The sequence below is a fragment of the Cycloclasticus sp. P1 genome, from assembly GCF_000299965.1.
Taxonomy (GTDB): Bacteria; Pseudomonadota; Gammaproteobacteria; order Methylococcales; family Cycloclasticaceae; genus Cycloclasticus; species Cycloclasticus pugetii.
Map to the genome: position 1 here is coordinate 1,211,845 of NC_018697.1, position 18,769 is coordinate 1,230,613.

The following is an 18,769-nucleotide window of genomic DNA, read 5'->3' on the forward strand; positions in this document are numbered from 1 at the left end:
GTTGTTTACTCTATTTCAACTTCATCACATTTCCTCACGTGCGTCTTTTAACTGGCGCGGGGCTGCGCCTTCTAACGAGGAAATCTCATGAAAAAAACCCTTTTGGCTGCAAGTGTTGCCGCCGTTCTACCTTTTGCTCCTTCAATTGTATTCGCCAGTGATGATGCGCTTATTGTGACGGCTACACGTACGACGCAAACGGCTGATGAAACATTAGCCTCTGTCTCAGTTGTTACCAAAGAAGAGATCGAAAAGTATCAATATAAAACGGTTGCGGAGGCTATTTCAGGGCTTCCTGGTGTAACGATTGCCAACACAGGTGGTTTAGGCAAGCAAACGTCATTATTTTTACGTGGTACAGAGTCGAACCACACCCAGGTTTTATTGAACGGCGTTAAGTTGGCAACGAATGCCTTTGGTGCGCCTCAAATTGAGCATATTCCACTTAACCAAATTGAGCGTATTGAGTTAGTGCGTGGGCCGCAATCAAGCTTATATGGCTCTGGTTCTATTGGTGGAACAATTCAAATTTTCACTAAAAAGGGCACCGGTGAGCTAACACCTCATCTTTCGGTTGGTTTTGGTACGCATGATACGAAAGAAACCACCTTTGGCATTTCTGGTGGAGATGCATCTAACTGGTATAGCTTAAGCGGCGGCTATACAGAAACAAATGGTTTTAACAGTTGTGATGGTCGAAGCGGCACATTGTTCATTGGTTGTTTCGCTACCGAGCCTGACGACGATGCTTATAGAAACACTAATGCCTCTATTAGAGCAGGGCACCGCTTTGCAAACTCTGCTGAGCTAGAGTTTTTTAGCTTATACAGTGAGGGGCAAAGTGAATACGATGGTTATTTCAACACAACGGACTTTTTGCAACATACCTTTGGTGCTAAGTTGACGGCTGATGTGTCAGATAGATGGACTGTAAAAGCAACCTTAAGCCAAGGCAGAATTGAGGCTGATAACGAAGGAGCATTTGCAACCAGTTTTGCTGATAATCAACAGGACCATTTTAGCCTGCAAAATGACTTTCAAATTAATGATGAACACGTGTTGGTGTTAGGTTATGACTACGAAGATGACAAAATAAAAGAATCGGGTGGCTTCACAGAAACCAATCGTCATAGCAATGCCGTTTTTGCTCAATTATTAGGTGAATATGGTGCGCATTCTTACCAAATAGCCGTTAGAAATGAAGATAATGAGCAGTTTGGTAGCAATACTACGGGCAACATTGCTTGGGGTACGTCGCTTTCTAATAATTTACGCTTAAACGCATCGTTTGGAACAGCTTTTGTTGCGCCAGCCCTTGTTGATCTTTATTCTCCATTTGGTGCAAACCCTAGCCTAGATGCCGAGCGCTCTAAGTCCTTTGAATTAGGTTTAGTGGGCAAACACGCAGATATTACGTGGTCGGCCAGTGCTTATCGCACAAAAATTAAAGACTTGATCGCGCTGGATAGTTTCTGGGTTCCTCAAAATATTTCCGAGGCGTTGATAAAAGGGCTTGAGCTTCAAGTAGCCACTGATATTGCTGGAATAAATGTCGATGGCCAGTTTTCTTGGATTGACCCTGAAAATAAAAGCGGCGGCGTAAACGATGGTAATGTGTTGGCTAGACGTGCTGAACAAACCTTTACCTTGAATGCTAATAAAGCATTTGGTGATTTCAGCCTTGCAAGTAAGGTGTTTGTATCGGGCCGTCGATTTGATGATGTTGCAAACAATCGCCGTCTTGCCGGTTTTACCACCGTCGATTTAGTAGGTGCTTATAAAATAAACAAAGACTTAACAGCACAAGTAAAAGTTGCTAATTTATTTAATGAAGAATATGAAACAGTAGCGGGTTACAACACAGATGGTGCGAATGTGTTTTTCTCATTAAGCTATCAACCGGCTAATTAGTCTCGTTAGAGTTTCTAAATGGACTAGGGGGAGGGCCTATGCCTTCTCCCTTTTTTTATGCTGCCAAGGTAAAACCCATTGGCTCCCTTGGTGCTCGCCAAAAATTGCATCAACACCATAAACAGCCTGCATGTTTTCAGTCGTTAGTACTTCGTTGGCGATACCTTCAGATGTTTTTATCCCGTTATTCAGTAAAACAAGATTCTCACAATACCTCATCGCTAAGTGCAGTTCATGTAAAACAATAATGACTGTTTTTCCTTTTTTCGCCAGCGTTTGCAATAACGCCATTACCTCAATTTGATGCCGTGGGTCGAGCGATACGATCGGCTCATCTGCTAGTAAAATAGGGCTCTCTGTGGCCAGCGCTCGGGCTAACATAACCCGTGCTCGCTCACCGCCAGATAGCTCATTAACCGAGCGGCCGATTAGGTGTTCTATATCCACTTCTTTAATAGCTTTTTCTACTGCCTGTAAACTCAAATTGTCTGCATGATGGCCATCATTATGCGGGTGCCTGCCTAACATAACGACCCGTTCAACGGTTAACGGCCAATGGCATTCGCCGAGTTGCGGCAAATAGGTTATTTCTTTCGCTAATTCAAGCGCTTGCAAGGCGTGAATGTCTTTGCCTGCCAAACGTATTACACCCGATTCAATCGGCAGTAAACCAGCTAAGGCACGCATCAGCGTGGATTTACCGGCTCCATTAGGGCCAATTAATCCAGTGAGTTTTCCTGCTGGAAACTGAATACTCATATTTTTTAATATGCTGTGGCCGGATAAACTAACAGCTATGTTTGATGCCACTAAACTCATGACAGCCACTCTCGTCTGGATTTTAAAATTAAATGTAAAAAGAAAGGGGCGCCTAATAAGGCGGTTAATACGCCAATTTTAAGTTCTTGTTGCGTCGGTATTAAACGAACAAGCATATCGGCTGCTAATAGTAATATAGCACCACCCAGTGCGCTGCATATTAATAGCCGCCCGGGTTGGTAGCCCACATATGGCCGCAGTAAGTGGGGGACTACTAAGCCTACAAAGCCAATACCACCGCTTACCGATACCGCAGAACCAACTGCTAAGGCAACGCCTAAAATAATACGTCGATTAAGCTTTGCCAAGTTAACACCCAAGGATTGGGCGGTGTCTTCACCCAGTGAGAGTACATCTAAATCGCGCCGTCCTTTTAACATTAACCACCAGCCTAATAGGGTTGGCAGCAAAATTAACCAAACGTGTGTAAAGCTTCTCTCGGCTAAGGAGCCCATTAACCAAAAAAATATTTCAAGAGAAGCATAGGGGTTAGGCGATAAATTGAGCGCTAACGCTGTTAAGGCCGCTGCAAGGCTACTAACAGCGACGCCCGCCAATATTAGGGTGAGCATGCTGCTATTTTTACCGGTTAATAAGTACAGAAAAACAACCGCTAATAAAGCACCGGCTATTCCCCCGAGCGGTAATGCCATTGGGAAAATGGCGCTTAAGCCAAAGTAAAAAACAATCACTGCGCCCAAGGCGGCACTGCTTGATACGCCGATAACACCGGGTTCGGCTAATGGATTTCTAACCATGCCTTGTAAAGCCGCGCCGGATAAACCTAATGACGCGCCAATCAGCACAGCGAGTAGGGTGCGGGGCAAACGAATTTCTTCAAATACAATAGATTCTAATGTAGACTGGTTATTAAGAATACTTTTTAAGCTATTGATAATACTTATATTTAATTCGCCTATTATTAATGACAATGCCATTAACACTAACAGGCCCATTAATAAGATTGATGTTAAACGGGTTTCGTTATGGTTAGTCATTAAGCGAGTTTGCATGGGTGTATTAAAGGGGTTGCGCTAATAATTGCTGCTGTAGGTAACTCGCTGCAGCGAAACTAGACGGTCCTGCACAACTCCAATATCTATCAGGAATGGTTATTCTTTTTACCTGTTTGAGCGCTGCATACCGATGGATGGCCTGGTGCTGCAAAATTTGGTGCGCTAAGCTGTTGGTGTTGTTATTGGAGCGTCCTAATAGAAGAATGTCTGGCTTTGATGCCAGTAGAGATTCTAGCGATAGCGGGGCAACATAATCTAAATTCAACTCCGCAGCAATATTTCTTAGCCCCGCCATTGTTAAAATTTCATTGACGATAGTCTGCTGGCCTGCGGTAAAGCCGTTGGCATAGTAAACAGCTGCTCGTTGATATCTGTTATCTTGTGCCCCAATAATGTTAGCTAACTGTTTGTGCATAGCCAGAACAAGCGCCTCGGCACGAGCAGGTTCACCAATTTGCTGACCTAAAAAGCGCACTTGCTGAAAAATGCCGTCACTGTTAATAGGTAAGCCTAACTTGATCACCTTATAACCTAACTCTTCAAGTAGCTGGTTAGTTGGTTGGGCGGTAAATTCACCAGCAACAATTAAGTCTGGCTTAAGTGCCATAATCTCTTCAATACGGCTACTATGTTGATGATACTGAGCCGCTTTTTGGTATAAATAAGAGGCTTCTGGGTTCGCTGCTAATGGCGTAATAGCAATTAACCGCTCGGGCGGTAATAGTGCCATTAATAGCTGATCGGCACATAGGTTTAGCGAAACAATCCGTTGAGGTTTTGCTAGTACATTAGCGCTGATCAATAAGCTGATAAAAAAGGCGATGAGTCGCTGTGTTTGTTTCAATTGCATGCCAGTAATTATACGGCTATTTAACAAAAAACAAGGGATATAAAAAAGGCTAAACCTGAAGATAAGGTTTAGCCTTTTTGTTGACTCACTAAAAAATGTAACCTTTCTTACATAATAATCTGCCAGATATAAGAGATTAATAATGCAACTTGAACAACAAAGAAGATACCGCGAATCAGCACAGCAATAGCTGAAGTAGAAATCAGATGTACGATAGATTGAGCCACTCTAGCATACAGAATATACATAACGGTTGGTTCCAATAAAGCCATTTGACCCGCCAAAGAGGCCGTTAATACGACGGCAGCAAAAACCGGTAGCAGTTCAAGGCTGTTTAAGTGTGCACGGGTTAATCGTTGACCAAAACCCGGTACATCTGAGCCATCCGGTTTAAAGCCGTTTATAGGAATACCGCGCTTAAGAACAAGGTCACTAATCGCACGAAATGTGGCTATCGATAAAACAAGAATTAAGGTCCAAAACGCGAACCCGCCTAAGGCTACAACTGCATTACTCATATTTATATCTCCTAAATTTATTATTAGTTTGTATCACTGTTCACCAACATAGTGATTCAGATATAGTATCAGAGTATTTAATTAACCCTTAATGAAAAGGCTCCTCTATGAAATTACTCAATGTTGGTTTACTCGGTCAGGAAATTCCTTGCCTGTTAGACAGTAACAATAGAATTCGCTCTTTAGAGGGTGTGTGTGATGTTATTTCATCTGATTTTTTAGCCAACGATGGTTTACAGGCACTGAAAAACCTCGATGTTGATAGTCTGCCCATTATAGAAAAACCTGACCGCATTGGCGCGCCGTTATTAAACCCAGGCAAGATTATTGCTGTTGGTTTAAATTATGATGAGCACATTAAAGAAACAGGGGGCAAGCAGCAAGACGAGCCGGTGCTCTTTACCAAAGCAGTTAGTGCTTTAAGCGGCCCCTTTGACCTTATTGAGCGACCTAAAGGCGCGACACAAGTGGACTGGGAGATAGAGCTTGTCGTTATTATTGGTAAGCCAGCTCGATATATTTCAGAAGACGATGCAGAAGCGCATATTGCTGGTTTCTGTACGGGCATTGATGTATCTGAGCGATATTTTCAAAAAAGCCGAAGTGGCCAGTGGCTTAAAGGTAAAAGTGCAGATACCTTTGCCCCCATTGGACCATACTTTGTGACCTTGGATGAGTTTAGACAGTACCAATCATGCGCTGTGAGCTTAGATGTTAATGGTAAACGGATGCAGGCCAGCAACACCGATACGATGATTCATTCAGTTAAAAAATTGGTGAGCTATATTAATGAGTTTATGAGCCTTCAACCGGGTGATTTAATTTTTACCGGCACGCCAGAAGGAGTAGGGCTTGGTATGAACCCACCACAGTTTCTTAAAGCAGGCGACAAAGTGGTTGCCGAAGTCGAAGGACTCGGTGCTCAACAGCATAACGTTGTTGATTATAGCGCTTAGAAACTAGCAAAATATTATGGCTGGTCAAAATTAGACCAGTTTTTATAAGTAGTCGCCAGCACTACCTTTTTTTCGCTTTACGATACTTCTTCACAAAGTTATCCACAGTTTTAGTGGATAACTTTTAAAAGCCCTTTTCATTCCAACTTGATTTACGTACACTATTCAAGTGTCTTATAGAAAAGAGTTTTATCATGGTCGAAAAAGTAACAAAACATGGAGGAGCGCGTGCAGGAGCAGGTCGCAAAAAAGGCTCTTCAAGCTATGGCGAACCTACCAAGGCCGTTAGAATACCAGAAAGCCTTATGGCGACTGTTAGCGAATTACTGGAACACAAAAAGCAAAAAATTAACGCTGAAAAAATACCTTTTCCTAATATTTTTTTACCCGATTTAGATAGCCCCGTACCATCTATCCCACTCTATGGTGTCAGTGTTGCTGCTGGTTTCCCGTCACCGGCCGATGATTACATAGAAAAAAGACTTGACCTGAATGAACTCCTTATTAACAAGCCGGCGACTACTTTTTTTGTTAGAGCAGAAGGGGAGTCTATGCTGGGTGCTGGTATTCACCCCGATGATATCCTTGTGGTTGATCGATCCGTTCATGCAAGCGTGGGTAAAATAGTTGTTTGCGCTCTAGATGGCGAGTTAACTGTTAAACGGCTGCGCTCAAAAGAAGGTAAATTGGTGCTTGCTCCCGAGAACCCAGATTACCCAGATATACCCATAAAAGAGGAAGTAGACATGGTTATTTGGGGTGTGGTAACGAGCGTTATCCACAATGTATAAAAACCTATAAAAACGCTAACTTACCGTGAAATACCCCGCAAACATTGCATTGGTTGATTGCAATAATTTCTACGTCAGTTGTGAGCGATTATTTCGTCCCGACTTATTGAATAAACCGGTGGCCGTGCTCAGTAATAATGATGGTTGCATTGTTTCTCGTAGCCAAGAGGTTAAAGACCTAGGCATAAAAATGGCCGTCCCTGTCCACCAAGTCAGGCAGCTGGTTAGACAGCACGATATACAACTGTTTTCCTCTAATTACCCTTTGTATGCAGATTTATCCGCACGCATCATGCATAGCCTGACTGCTTTTTCGCCCTCGGTAGATGTTTACTCGATAGATGAGGCTTTTATCGATTTGGAGCGACATAACGTTAACGCAACTGACTTAGGCTTAGAGATAAAAAACAGCCTAGCACGCTGGGTTGGTATACCGGTTGGGGTAGGGATAGGCCCAACAAAAACGCTGGCTAAACTGGCAAATTATGCGGCAAAGAAATGGCCAAGTAGCGGTGGGGTAGTAGATATTAACGAACCCATTAGGCGCCAGAAGATAATGCAAATAACGCCGGTTGGCGAAGTGTGGGGCGTTGGCCGCCGATTAAACGAAAAGCTTAATACGTTGGGTATTGAAACTGTATGGGATTTGCAATCTCAACCCATCAATTCAATAAAAAAGCACTTTAATATTACCTTGGCTCAAACAGTGCAAGAATTGCAAGGGACTCCAGTTATGTCTTTTAATGAAGAGCAAAAACCAAAGCAACAAATTATTTGCTCTAGAAGCTTTAAAGATAAAGTGACTGATCGGCAAGAACTTGAACAAGTATTGAGTGTTTTTTGTCTTAAAGCAGCTGAAAAACTAAGAGCCCAGAAAGGTGTTGCGCTGCAAGTGAGTGTTTTTATTCGTACCAGCCCATTTGATAAAAAACCGTTTTATTCTGAAAAAGCGACTTATAAATTAAAATCGGGCACACAAGATAGTCGGGATTTAATTAAAATCGCCAAAAAACTATTAGCGGGTATTTTTCTCCCAGGCTATCAATATCAAAAAGCGGGTGTAACCTTAGGAGATATACAGCTGGCTCAAAGCAGTGTGATCCATCAGCAGGATATATTTAACAGTCAGTCGACAGGCAATGAAAAAAGCGTAACTCTGATGAAAACGATGGATGCCATTAATTCACGATTTAATAACAGCCTTCGTTTTGCTGCAGCAGGTAATAAGTCATTACAGCAGTCAGTTCCCATTAATAGGTCTAGCCTTTATACAACAAACTGGAAAGAAATAGCGCGGGTTAAATAGATTCTATAAAGCATCTATATTTCAATAAGTTGCAATTAATAAGAAACCTAATTTATTATTATTTAGCTACTACTCTCTACCGGATTTGTTTTGCTTACCAATTAGACCAGCTATCCTCTAGCTTTTCGGTAACTGCTCAACGCAGGAATGATGGCGGCAAAAATGGACGTAATGATTAACGCAGCCATCAAATACAGGCTATTTTCGGTCAATAAATTTAATTGAATAGGTAGCCCGAAATGCGATATTAAATAATCCTGTAAGAAAAATAGGCAAAGAGCCAAAAGAGCGATTGCTAAAACACAACTTAGCAGTGTAATCAGTAGGGCTTCTAGCTCAATGAGTAAAAACAAAATATAGGGCGGTGCGCCAATAACACGCAGTAAGTGGATTTCACGGCTGCGCTCGCGAATCGATGCCAGTAGCATTGCGCTAACCCCCAAGCAGGCAGCAATAAAAACCAATGCAGAGACTAACAGTAGCGTATTTTCTAAAACACTCATCATTTGCCAGAGTTCTGATAAAGCAACCCCTGGCAAAATAGCCAGTAAAGGTTCTTGTTTGTATTGATTGATCATCCTTTGAAACTGGAATGTGGTCATTTTTGATTTAAGACCCAGCATAAAAGCATTAAGGCTTTTGGGTTTTAAATTGGTTTGTTCTAGCTCTGCTTGAGTGAGTGTATTGTTATGTGTTTTCACGCCTTGTTGCCAATCGGTATGAATGGCTTCAATACCTTGCAAGCTAACATGCAAGGTTTGATCAACCGGCGTTCCGGTAGCTGCTAAAATCCCAACCACGGTAAAGGGTCGATCATCGTGCATACTAAAACTAGTGGCGGCAAGACCATGAGCCAAGGTGATTTTATCACCCAATTGATAACCGAGTTGTTGTGCGACATTGGAACCCAATACGACATCAAACAACTGACCAAATGCCTGTCCTTGAGTAAATGCTAAACGATGCTGTTTGCCATAGCTGAAATAGCGAAAATAGTCTGTCGAGGTGCCCAGCACACGATAGCCTTTGTGTGAATCACCGAGAGACATCGGGATCGCCCATTTCACTTTTTCATTGCTGGCAATATTGTCGTAGGTTTCCATACGGATATTGTTGGTCGGCGAGCCGATTCTAAAAACAGAATATAACAGTAAGTTGAGACTGCCTGTTCTAGCACCAACAATCAGGTCAACACCGGACACGGTATTAGAGAAATTCTCTTTAGTTTGTTGACGAATTTGCTCGACACCAAGTAACACAAAAATACTCACTGTCATCGCCATCAATGAGAGCATAACTGAGCCTTTACGGTCGAGTAAGCTTTGCAGGGCCAGTTTGGCTAGCATGAGGCTGAACCCCCTAATTGATTGATATCATGCAAAGATTCAACATTCTCAAAATAACTGGATAAGCTAAGGTCATGGCTGACGAACAGTAATGTCATGTTGTTATCAGCCACTATCGTCATTAACAAGTCCATAAAGGCGTCTCTATTTTTCATGTCTAGCGAAGAGGTAGGTTCATCAGCCATCAGTAAACGCGGTTTGTTGATCAAAGCGCGGGCAATGGCAACGCGTTGCTGTTGCCCAATACTTAGCTCGCGGGTAGGGCGGTACCATTCTTTCTTGGCGATGTGCAATGCATTTAATAGCTCTTGAGCTTCTTCGTTTAGGTCGATTGAGGACTGTCGTTTTGCAAACCGAGTCGCCAACAAGATATTGTCGACTGGACTGAGGTAGGGAACCAAATTAAACTGCTGGAATACATAACCGATATGCGCAGCACGGAAGCGATCACGCTGTCGGCCGCTCATTTTATCTAAAGGTTGGCCAAGAACGTTCAACTGTCCATCGCTCGGCGGAAGTAAACCACTCAACAGGCTCAGTAAAGTTGATTTGCCACTACCTGAAGGGCCGTGTAAAAATATCCGCTCTTCGCTAGCTAAAGACCAATGGGGAATATTTAATATATTCTGCTCAGGCTGTGCCGGGTAGTGAAAGCGGATATTAGTGAGCTCAATGGCCATTAAACGCCTCAACAATGCATCAATTAAAGTGCTATAAATGATATAATGTAACATTGCAGAATGAAATCAATTTTTAAAATTTTTGAGTGCTTAACATAATGCCTAAACTATTAAACGTAACGTTTTTTATATTCGCCACATTGACGCTCTTAGCATGTGAGATGCCAGATAGTGAGGTTGTTAACGAAGCAATAGATCCAGTATTGAGGCCAGAAGTAGTAGAGTCGCCAACTAAGCAACCGTTAATAACTGATAAGCCTGAACAGGCAACACTGTCAGAATCGAGCTTCAAAACCATTGAATGGACGAAGTTGATGCCGAAAGAAGACTTAGAAATACTTCTTAATCCGCCTAGCTACATAAACGATATTGAAGATCGTTCATTTGAAGATCAGATTAGTAGCCAAGTTGCTAATGCCCTTGCTGCTGCTAGTGATGATCCCTATCAACAGGCACTCTCTTCAACACGGATTGTTCAGGAAATGGATGGGCAAGCGATTCGTATTCCAGGCTTTATTGTGCCCTTAGAGTTTGATGATGAACAAACCATCACTCAGTTTTTTTTAGTACCCTTTTTTGGTGCCTGCATTCATGTGCCGCCACCACCACCCAATCAAATTATTTTTGTAAACTACCCAAAAGGCTTAAAAGTAGAGGCTTTGTATGACCCTTTCTGGGTATCGGGTATTGTAAACACCTCGCTTGTTGAAAATGAAATGGCAACAGCCGCTTACAGCATGGAGATGCAATCATTTGAGCTTTACTCAGAATAAACCATTAAAAATGAATAAACCGATTAAAAATCAATCGGCGATACAAGCCATTAGTTGCGGTTCTAAGGCGTCATCGAGGCGGTCAGAAATAATTTCAATACGGCTTTCCAAGCACTCGTCCAGTCCAATCTCTGTTAACGTATCGTTAGCAAGGTTATAAGCAAAAAAACCAGCCTCAGTTATAAAAACGGCCTTCATTCGTTCGACTTGCAAGCCGGTTAAAAATACCAGTAATTTTTCGCGCTGAAAAACCTTATGAGGAGAAAAGCGCCAGCCGATACTTTTATATCCTTCACCCTCATTGATGGCCTTTAAGAATCCGCAAGCCGGTATGTCAGCCTCTGAAACAAGTGGTTTTGAACCCGATGCGTGATGATGGGGAAGGGACGCTTGGTATGAACTGGAGGTTGAGCCCTGTAATGCTGAAAAGGGTATTTCCCCATGCTGGGTAAAAATAACACGTGTGTTGGTCTGTCCTCGTTGTTTCACGTAAGCAATTAAGTTGGCCTTATCAGTGTCTTGATATAAGTCCAACTTATTTCCAACAACGGTATCGGCAATTGCAATTTGCTGGTTAAACGTTTCATGCTGGGTATAGCGTGAGTCAGACAAGTTTCTTGCATCCACCAAGGTAATAGTTTTCTGCAAAGACAAGACCTCCTGATAATACTCCATAGAAAGCGCCTGCAATACTTCTTTAGGGTGTCCGAGCCCGGTGGGTTCAATCAGTAAACGATCTGGTTTAGCTTTCGCTAAGAGTTGGTTTAAGGCAGTTTGCATAGGTAAGCCGGCAGCACAACACATGCAGCCTCCGGGTACTTCACGAATGAAAATCCCCTCGTCGGTTGAATGTTGACCGGCTACAACACTGCCGTCGACACCAATTTCTCCAAATTCATTGATTAATACCGCCCAGCGTTCATCGTTTGGTTTGCATTTAAGTAAATGCAAAATTGCAGAGGTTTTTCCAACACCTAAAAAGCCTGTAATGATGTTGGTGGGAACGGCTTGAATGTTACCGCTTTCAGAGCTCATTGCTGTCAGTGATCCTAACGTGCTGACTATCAACGTCAACGTGCAAATAAAAACACGATTTGCGGCCGGTATGGCAAGCAGCTCCTTGTTGCTCGACTTCACAAAGAATAACATCGCCATCACAATCGAGCGACATGGCTAGCAATTTTTGCCAGCTACCACTGGTTTCACCTTTAATCCAAAGCTGCTGACGGCTTCTCGACCAGTAGGTCATGCGCTGAGTTGCAATTGTCTGTGCAAGTGCCTCTTTATTCATCCAGGCGAACATTAATACCGACTGGGTGTTTGCATCTTGAGTAATAACAGGAATTAAACCTTGCTCGTTAAAAGCAAGTTGCTCTATAACTTCAGGTAATGCTAATAAACTGTTGTTACTTTTTTGCTCTAAGGTGATAAAGTAGTCGCGTTTCAATTTACACCAGAATCTTTATCGTTAGGGCAGGCGCAGTTTTCATGGTCTAGTGCATTACAAAGGCGGTAATTAAACCAATGGCCAATGGCAACGAAGCAGGCGCCTAAAACTGTCAGTGTCTTTTCACCTGACTCACCAATTCGCTCTTCTCCTAAAGCTAAGGCCAAGATGAGTAGCGCCACTCCAATTGCGCCTAAATAGAACAGTTGATAGCGTTTGTGCTGTTTGCAGCCCAAGGTTAAAGCGTAAAGACTGCTTGGAATGACAGCCACAACCATCCATAGATGGAAGTTCTCATTATCTAATCCCAGTGCCGCCATACTGGGTAGTAAAACCAATAAAATCGGTAGGGCTAAGCAATGGAAGGTGCATAATAATGATAAACCAATCGCTAGTTTGTCTGTCATCACTTGTGTTGTTTTCATTTAATAGTTTCCTAGGTTGTTAGGCTGTATGTGCTAAACAATCAGCACAAATGCAGTTCATTTCAAATTGGGGGCTGATAAGCTTGAATCCGGCTTCGTCAACGGTCGTTTGAAGTTCCGCCATAGTAGCTGGCTTAATGTTGATTTCTTTAACTTTATTACATTGCCCGCAAATCAAAAATTGCGACACGCCATGAGCATGGTCGCAGCTAATATGCTCGCAAGCGATGTACTTATTTGCTAATTTGAGCTTATGAACCAGTTTTTCACTTTCTAGAAAATCTAAAATACGATAAACCGACATGGCGGCAAGGTCTTGATTGTATTGTTTCTTTACCTCAGCGATTAATTCATAAGCGGAAAGAGCCATCTCAGACTGTATAAGCCCCGTTAAAACTAGCTTTCTTTTTTCCGTCAATCGGGTGCCGTGATCTTTGCAATGACGTTCTGCAGATTGAAGGATGCTATCTGTGTTATCCATAAATGTGACCTAAAAGTTAATAGTACGGTTATTGTGTCGGAGTGTTACCGCACCTTGCCCTGTTTGATTAATCCACATGGTGTTTATTTCTTCAATACCCGTAAAAAACTCAAATAAATTCACGGTTATTGAGGGCAGGGAAGTGCTGTCTTGGCAGTGGTATTTATAGGTGACCATTATTTCACTGTGGTTCTCATCATGATGCTTCCCATTATCGTTATGTTCATGCTTATGGTTACTTGAACTTCTGTCATGATCATTATCCTGATGGTCTATGTCGATAATTTTGGATAGGTCGACAGACATATTAATCAGCTTGCAATGGGCATCAGACATTAAGAAAAGAGCCTCAGGTTGACGAAGCGTTGAAGCAGCTTTATCAACCGCCTTAAGGTCTTTTGATGATTTCGCCTGATGCTCAAAACCAACGAGGTTCATAGCGGGTGATTTAAATTGAATTTCAAGCGCATTCTCTTCGGCCACTACCATTAGCTCAGATACGCCATGAACATGTGCATCTAAGTTCGTCCTTGCTTCCTCAGCCTGTATTGCAGCGCTTAGGAAAACTAGATTAAAGCTAACGAACTTAAGTAATGTATTCTTCATTCTAGTGACCCTCTAGGTAATAGTTTTTTTAATCTTCAATCTGCCAGAATGGTTAAGCGGTATATCGCTTTAGATATCGACATACCTGATATTATTAGTATCAATTACATCATTGAGATAGCATGCATCCCATGCGATGAAAGTTATGATACAACATAACATTTATATCGTAAAGGCTACACGTTTAAGCCAAAAACCAAAACGTGACCAAAGGGTTTCGACATAACTTTGTCTTAAGCCTGTACCTTGGCCGAGCAGATAATAAATAACCTCGCTAATTCACACATTAAATAGAGTAGCCCCTGTTAAATGGCTTTATTTAAATAAATAACCCGTTAACTAAAAATTAATAAAGTGAGGTCCTAAATTCATTAACCCTCTTAATTTTCAACTGTCGTTTAGGTATTAATTTAACATAATATACATTATACGAAGTAGGATATTCGGCAATATCATTAAAGCTAAGGATTACAGCGTGTACTCTTCAGATGCTATGGAAAATTTTTCCAGTTATATAAAAAGGCTTTAGGCGACGTTAAACGTTCAATATCTTCTTTTAGCCTGGTGTTCTCGTAAGCTCTAAAATCAATCGTCACATTAAGGTATTAATGAGCGCGAATTTTACCCAGTGTGACAAACTCATTTTCAGGTGTAACCAGTTCATCATCAATAAACTGAAAGCCGATCCAGTCATCAACCGAATGCGATAAATCGATTTTAATGGCGACTGAGAGCTAATTATTCTTTATCTTTATGTAAACAGCAGGCTCTACGAACGACAAAGGTTTTTATACAAATTCCATTGACAATATCATTAACCTTCAGCAATATTCCTTATTAGGCAATCTACACGCACTGGCCATTAATTTAAGTTGGACTAACCTCATCAGATTCCTCATGTTAATTAAGAAATCAAAGATAGGTCTATTTTTTCTGTCTTTAACACTGATCGCCGTCTCATCGGCGGCTCTAGGTGATACACAGCACCTATATTCAGACAGCTCTTTTAAGCCTGCCTCTTCGCTTGTAGAGTTTGAGTTATCAGATGAAAACAATCCTTTTGATAACGTTGATGATTTTTTATCAACGCACGTCTATCACAACAAAAAACACGCTACTCATAGCGACCGTTCACACCCTATTTACGTTTCAGCACATAATATTGCTGGCAAATTTTCTATCCGCGCCCCTCCCTCCTTCATCGGCTAACGTTATACAGACTAGACTTTTCTGGTCAAAAACAACTATTTTTTAAGGGCTGCCTAATAGCTGCGTATTCGCAATAGCCGTCACAAGCTATGCAATACTGTAAGACAACACGCCTCCCTTAAAGTCATTTTCTGCCTTCCCATGGCATATCATTTAAAAACCGGAGAGCACAACGATGAAAGACTTAGCATTTTACGATACTACTCCCTTCGATGAATTAGCTTGGCCAGAGCTAAACAAACAAATTAGCTTGAAGTCACCAGCGTTCGAAATCTTCACCGATTTTGAAAAAACCCAACCGATGGTTATAAACTCCTCTATGTCTGCCATAGATGCTGAAAAACTCATGCAAACAGAACATGTTCGCTTAAAGTTTGTTGTTAATAGTAACAATCATTTATTAGGTGTCGTTAGCCTAGAGGACTTAAATAGCCGGGAAATACTTAAGCGTGTATCTAAAGGTGAAAACAGAGAAGAACTGTCTGTTACTGACTTTATGAGACCGAGAAATAAATTAAAGTCTTTTGATTATTCGGATCTGGCACACGCCTCTATTAAAGATGTTATTGGTAGCCTTAAAAACAGCGGTTACCGACACTGCCTGGTTGTGGACCATAAGCATCACAAAATTCGAGGAATCATTTCAGCCAGCGACATTGCTAGATCACTTCAATTACAGATAAACATTAAAAGTGACTCCAGCTTTGTTGGGATTTTTAAGGCCATTCAACATTAAATTAAACCTTATAACGGTGAGGCTGGGTTCCCACGATCAATCGTGGGAACCTTTACCTTAATAGAACAGATATCTACGTTCATTTCGTTTCATACTCGATAATTTTTTTAGCATTTTTAACACAGTGCTAATAATAAGGAGCACTTTAGATGAAAATACTTATGATACTAGCCGCTTTACTGCTGCTAATAACCCCCTGCCTTGCATGGTCCTCCTCAGCTACTTACCAACCGATAGACCTTACATCCACTATAGTTGGATATTTATCATTATTAGTTTTTGCTCTCGCCTACACACTAGTGATCTTTGAAGAGCAACTTCACTTACGTAAATCCAAACCGGTCTTATTGGCTGCTGGGCTCATCTGGATCATGATCGCAATCGCATACAAGACCCATGGGTATGATCATGCTGCAGAAATCGCCTTACGCCATAACTTTCTTGAATATGCCGAATTATTCTTCTTTTTATTGGTAGCAATGACCTATATAAACGCGATGATAGAGCGCAAAGTATTTGATGCGCTCCGTGGCTGGTTAATTGATAAAGGCTTCAGTTATAAAAACCTATTCTGGTTAACCGGTACCCTAGCCTTCTTTATATCACCGGTGGCAGACAATCTAACAACGGCACTTATCATGTGTACTGTTGTGCTTACCGTTGGCAAAAACGCTCCTAAATTTGTGTCTATTTCCTGCATCAGCATCGTTGTTGGTGCAAACGCAGGCGGTGCGTTCAGCCCGTTCGGCGACATCACCACGTTAATGGTGTGGCAAAAAGGCTTACTTCAATTTACTGAATTCTTTAATCTTTTTATACCATCACTGGTAAATTATTTAGTACCCGCAGCCATTATGAGTGCTTTCATCCCTGCTGGAATGCCTAACTCTGTCGATGATAATGAAACATTGCTTATTAAACGAGGCGGTCTAACTATTGTTATGCTTTTTGCATTAACCATTTTGACCGCTGTCTGCTTTCATAACTTCCTGCACCTACCTCCTGCCATTGGCATGATGACCGGTTTAGCCTACCTGAAATTTTTTAGTTATTACCTTAAAATTAGCGAGCATTCACGAAACTCACCAGGTTTTGAAGAAAGGTTTCAAGAAGGCAGTAAAGATAACGCACAGACTGATTTTCGTGAATTTGATGTTTTCGAGAAGGTTGCAGGCGCTGAATGGGACACCCTATTCTTCTTCTATGGTGTGATCATGGCGGTAGGAGGGTTAGGCTTTCTTGGCTACCTAGGTCTGGCTTCCGAATTCATCTATGGCGACCTAGGGCCAACTACCGCAAATGTATTACTGGGCCTTATGTCTGCCATTGTCGACAACATTCCAGTGATGTTTGCCGTTTTAACCATGTCGCCCGATATGTCTCAAGGTCAATGGTTACTGGTTACATTAACCGCTGGAGTTGGAGGAAGCTTATTATCAATTGGCTCTGCTGCAGGTGTTGCCCTAATGGGGCAAGCACGTGGTATCTATACATTTGCTTCACACCTTAAATGGGCACCGGTTATCGCTCTCGGTTACGCTGCCAGTATTTATGTTCATATGTGGATCAACGCGGGGCTTTTTTAAATAACATGTTCTATAAAATAGCTAAAGCTTAATATAAAACATTCGATTAATTAACCCCATGGAGTCACCGCTTAGGCCCAATTTATTAATTTTTTTGCGCACTTTAATAAATAATATTAAGATTTTTATACAGTTAGAATAAAATTAAAATGCGTATTAAATACCTCGACTGTCAGGTTCAAGTTGTATATAAGAAAAAACTGATAAAAGTCCTTGGTATATAAAATGTTATCAATATACAATTCTCGCTCTCATATTTATTTTAAAAATAACAAATAGGTGGACATAATTATGGCTAGAAGACAAGACAGGTTAACAGTAGAAGATGTGAATGGTGCTTGGGCAATCATTCCTACACCAGCGATAGAAACTGGTGATCAATGGCAAACAGAAGACAGCGTTGATTATGACGAAATCGCTAGAGCTGTTGACGGCCTTATTGAATCTGGTGTTGACGCCATCATGAGTCAAGGAACTTTTGGAGAAGGCGCTACCCTTACTTGGGAAGAAAAGAAAAAAATGATGGAAGTCATGGTTGAAACTTCAGCCGGACGAGTACCTATCTTTGTTGGTGTTACAACAATGAATACTCGCGAGACTATTCGTCAATTACGTCATGCACGAGATATTGGTGCTGACGGAACAATGTTAGGCTTACCAATGTGGCAGCAAATTGATGTACCTGCAGCTGTTCGTTTCTATCAAGATGTTGCTGAAGCTGTGCCTGAAATGGCAATCGCTATTTACGCTAACCCAGAAGCATTTAAATTTGATTTCCCAGCTCCATTTTGGGCTCAAGTTGCTAACATTCCACAAGTCATCACTTGCAAGTACATAAATATTGGTCAACTACACTTGCACACGATGGTTTCAAAAAAGCAAATTAGATTTTTGCCACTAGAAATCGATCACGCAGATGCTGCTAAAATGGATCCAGAATTCAACACTGCTTTTTGGTCACCACTTGCTTGTACAGGCCCTGAGCTAACCATTCATTGGCGTGACAGTGTTAGAGAAGCGGCTAAAACAGGTGACTGGAGTAGACCAGACGAGCTTTACCCACAAATGGCATTAGCACTGTCTAGCTTATTCCCTCCTGGAGGCTTTGCTGAATTTTCTAAATATAACATTCAGTTAGAAAAAGCGCGTATTAATGCAGCTGGTTGGATGAAAGCAGGTCCATGCCGCCCTCCTTACATGACAGCACCAGAGCACTATTTAGAAGGCGCTGCTAAATCTGGTACAGGTTGGGCTGAGTTAAATAAAAAATTACTTGAAGGCACGCTTTAAGTAAAATATTGATCTCGTCATTA

Annotated in this window: 20 protein-coding genes; 9 read left to right on the forward strand and 11 right to left on the reverse strand. The window is 41.7% G+C overall.

The features are described from left to right. The first annotated feature begins 87 nt into the window (after positions 1-87). Positions 88-1,911: a TonB-dependent receptor domain-containing protein gene (locus Q91_RS05780; RefSeq protein ID WP_015005945.1), complete on the forward strand. Its 1,824-nt coding sequence runs from the start codon at positions 88-90 to the stop codon at positions 1,909-1,911. Positions 1,912-1,947: 36 nt separating this feature from the next. On the opposite strand, the gene Q91_RS05785 is transcribed toward Q91_RS05780, so the two are convergent. From Q91_RS05785 to Q91_RS05800, 4 genes are all read right to left on the reverse strand, one after another. Continuing rightward, positions 1,948-2,730 carry an ABC transporter ATP-binding protein gene (locus Q91_RS05785; protein WP_015005946.1) on the reverse strand — a complete coding sequence of 261 codons (783 nt, stop codon included), beginning with the start codon at positions 2,728-2,730 and terminating at the stop codon, positions 1,948-1,950. Then, on the reverse strand, positions 2,727-3,728 hold the full coding sequence (locus tag Q91_RS05790) for an iron ABC transporter permease (RefSeq protein WP_015005947.1): 1,002 nt from the start codon (positions 3,726-3,728) through the stop codon (positions 2,727-2,729). The genes Q91_RS05785 and Q91_RS05790 overlap by 4 nt, the downstream gene beginning before the upstream one ends. 22 nt (positions 3,729-3,750) lie before the next feature. Then, on the reverse strand, positions 3,751-4,596 hold the full coding sequence (locus Q91_RS05795; RefSeq protein WP_015005948.1) for an ABC transporter substrate-binding protein: 846 nt from the start codon (positions 4,594-4,596) through the stop codon (positions 3,751-3,753). 107 nt (positions 4,597-4,703) lie between these two features. Then, positions 4,704-5,114, reverse strand: coding sequence for an MAPEG family protein (locus Q91_RS05800; protein ID WP_015005949.1), 411 nt, complete (start codon positions 5,112-5,114; stop codon positions 4,704-4,706). 107 nt (positions 5,115-5,221) lie between these two features. On the opposite strand from Q91_RS05800, the gene Q91_RS05805 reads away from it, so the two are divergent. The 3 genes from Q91_RS05805 to Q91_RS05815 all read left to right on the forward strand — a co-directional run bounded on the left by Q91_RS05805 (position 5,222) and on the right by Q91_RS05815 (position 8,167). Further along, positions 5,222-6,070, forward strand: a complete 849-nt coding sequence (locus tag Q91_RS05805) for a fumarylacetoacetate hydrolase family protein (RefSeq protein WP_015005950.1) — start codon at positions 5,222-5,224, stop codon at positions 6,068-6,070. A 194-nt stretch (positions 6,071-6,264) separates the two neighbouring features. Then, complete coding sequence (locus tag Q91_RS05810; protein WP_015005951.1) at positions 6,265-6,861, forward strand: LexA family transcriptional regulator; 597 nt, start codon at positions 6,265-6,267, stop codon at positions 6,859-6,861. A gap of 25 nt (positions 6,862-6,886) precedes the next feature. Beyond that, complete coding sequence (locus Q91_RS05815; protein WP_015005952.1) at positions 6,887-8,167, forward strand: Y-family DNA polymerase; 1,281 nt, start codon at positions 6,887-6,889, stop codon at positions 8,165-8,167. A gap of 110 nt (positions 8,168-8,277) precedes the next feature. On the opposite strand, the gene Q91_RS05820 is transcribed toward Q91_RS05815, so the two are convergent. Next, a complete protein-coding gene (locus Q91_RS05820) occupies positions 8,278-9,513 on the reverse strand; it encodes an ABC transporter permease (protein WP_015005953.1) in 1,236 nt (411 codons plus the stop codon). Further along, entirely contained in the window at positions 9,507-10,193 is a 687-nt protein-coding gene (locus Q91_RS05825; RefSeq protein ID WP_015005954.1) for an ATP-binding cassette domain-containing protein, read from the reverse strand. The genes Q91_RS05820 and Q91_RS05825 overlap by 7 nt, the downstream gene beginning before the upstream one ends. A gap of 161 nt (positions 10,194-10,354) precedes the next feature. On the opposite strand from Q91_RS05825, the gene Q91_RS05830 reads away from it, so the two are divergent. Continuing rightward, the gene (locus tag Q91_RS05830; protein WP_015005955.1) at positions 10,355-10,966 is read left to right on the forward strand and encodes a DUF3299 domain-containing protein; all 612 of its coding nucleotides are present in this window, start codon (positions 10,355-10,357) and stop codon (positions 10,964-10,966) included. Between the two features lie 30 nt (positions 10,967-10,996). On the opposite strand, the gene Q91_RS05835 is transcribed toward Q91_RS05830, so the two are convergent. Genes Q91_RS05835 through Q91_RS05855 form a run of 5 tightly spaced genes read right to left on the reverse strand, consistent with a single transcriptional unit; the run spans position 10,997 to position 13,925 of the window. Continuing rightward, positions 10,997-12,001, reverse strand: coding sequence for a GTP-binding protein (locus Q91_RS05835; RefSeq protein WP_015005956.1), 1,005 nt, complete (start codon positions 11,999-12,001; stop codon positions 10,997-10,999). Next, the gene (gene hisI, locus Q91_RS05840) at positions 11,991-12,413 is read right to left on the reverse strand and encodes a phosphoribosyl-AMP cyclohydrolase (protein WP_015005957.1); all 423 of its coding nucleotides are present in this window, start codon (positions 12,411-12,413) and stop codon (positions 11,991-11,993) included. Before hisI ends, Q91_RS05835 begins: the two co-directional genes overlap by 11 nt. Beyond that, entirely contained in the window at positions 12,410-12,838 is a 429-nt protein-coding gene (locus Q91_RS05845) for a MerC domain-containing protein (RefSeq protein WP_015005958.1), read from the reverse strand. The genes hisI and Q91_RS05845 overlap by 4 nt, the downstream gene beginning before the upstream one ends. Before the next feature lie 19 nt (positions 12,839-12,857). Further along, positions 12,858-13,319, reverse strand: a complete 462-nt coding sequence (locus tag Q91_RS05850; protein WP_015005959.1) for a Fur family transcriptional regulator — start codon at positions 13,317-13,319, stop codon at positions 12,858-12,860. A gap of 9 nt (positions 13,320-13,328) precedes the next feature. After that, complete coding sequence (locus Q91_RS05855) at positions 13,329-13,925, reverse strand: DUF2796 domain-containing protein (RefSeq protein WP_016390653.1); 597 nt, start codon at positions 13,923-13,925, stop codon at positions 13,329-13,331. 897 nt (positions 13,926-14,822) lie between these two features. Here Q91_RS05855 and Q91_RS05860 point away from each other — a divergent pair. The 4 genes from Q91_RS05860 (at position 14,823) to Q91_RS05875 (ending at position 18,746) form a co-directional block, all read left to right on the forward strand. Beyond that, positions 14,823-15,134 carry a hypothetical protein gene (locus tag Q91_RS05860; protein WP_015005961.1) on the forward strand — a complete coding sequence of 104 codons (312 nt, stop codon included), beginning with the start codon at positions 14,823-14,825 and terminating at the stop codon, positions 15,132-15,134. 175 nt (positions 15,135-15,309) lie between these two features. Then, positions 15,310-15,870, forward strand: a complete 561-nt coding sequence (locus Q91_RS05865; RefSeq protein ID WP_015005962.1) for a CBS domain-containing protein — start codon at positions 15,310-15,312, stop codon at positions 15,868-15,870. A gap of 149 nt (positions 15,871-16,019) precedes the next feature. Next, on the forward strand, positions 16,020-17,456 hold the full coding sequence (gene nhaD / locus Q91_RS05870) for a sodium:proton antiporter NhaD (RefSeq protein ID WP_015005963.1): 1,437 nt from the start codon (positions 16,020-16,022) through the stop codon (positions 17,454-17,456). Positions 17,457-17,747: 291 nt separating this feature from the next. Next, positions 17,748-18,746 (forward strand): dihydrodipicolinate synthase family protein, encoded by a 999-nt coding sequence (locus Q91_RS05875; protein WP_015005964.1) that lies wholly within the window; start codon positions 17,748-17,750, stop codon positions 18,744-18,746. Positions 18,747-18,769 lie beyond the last annotated feature (23 nt).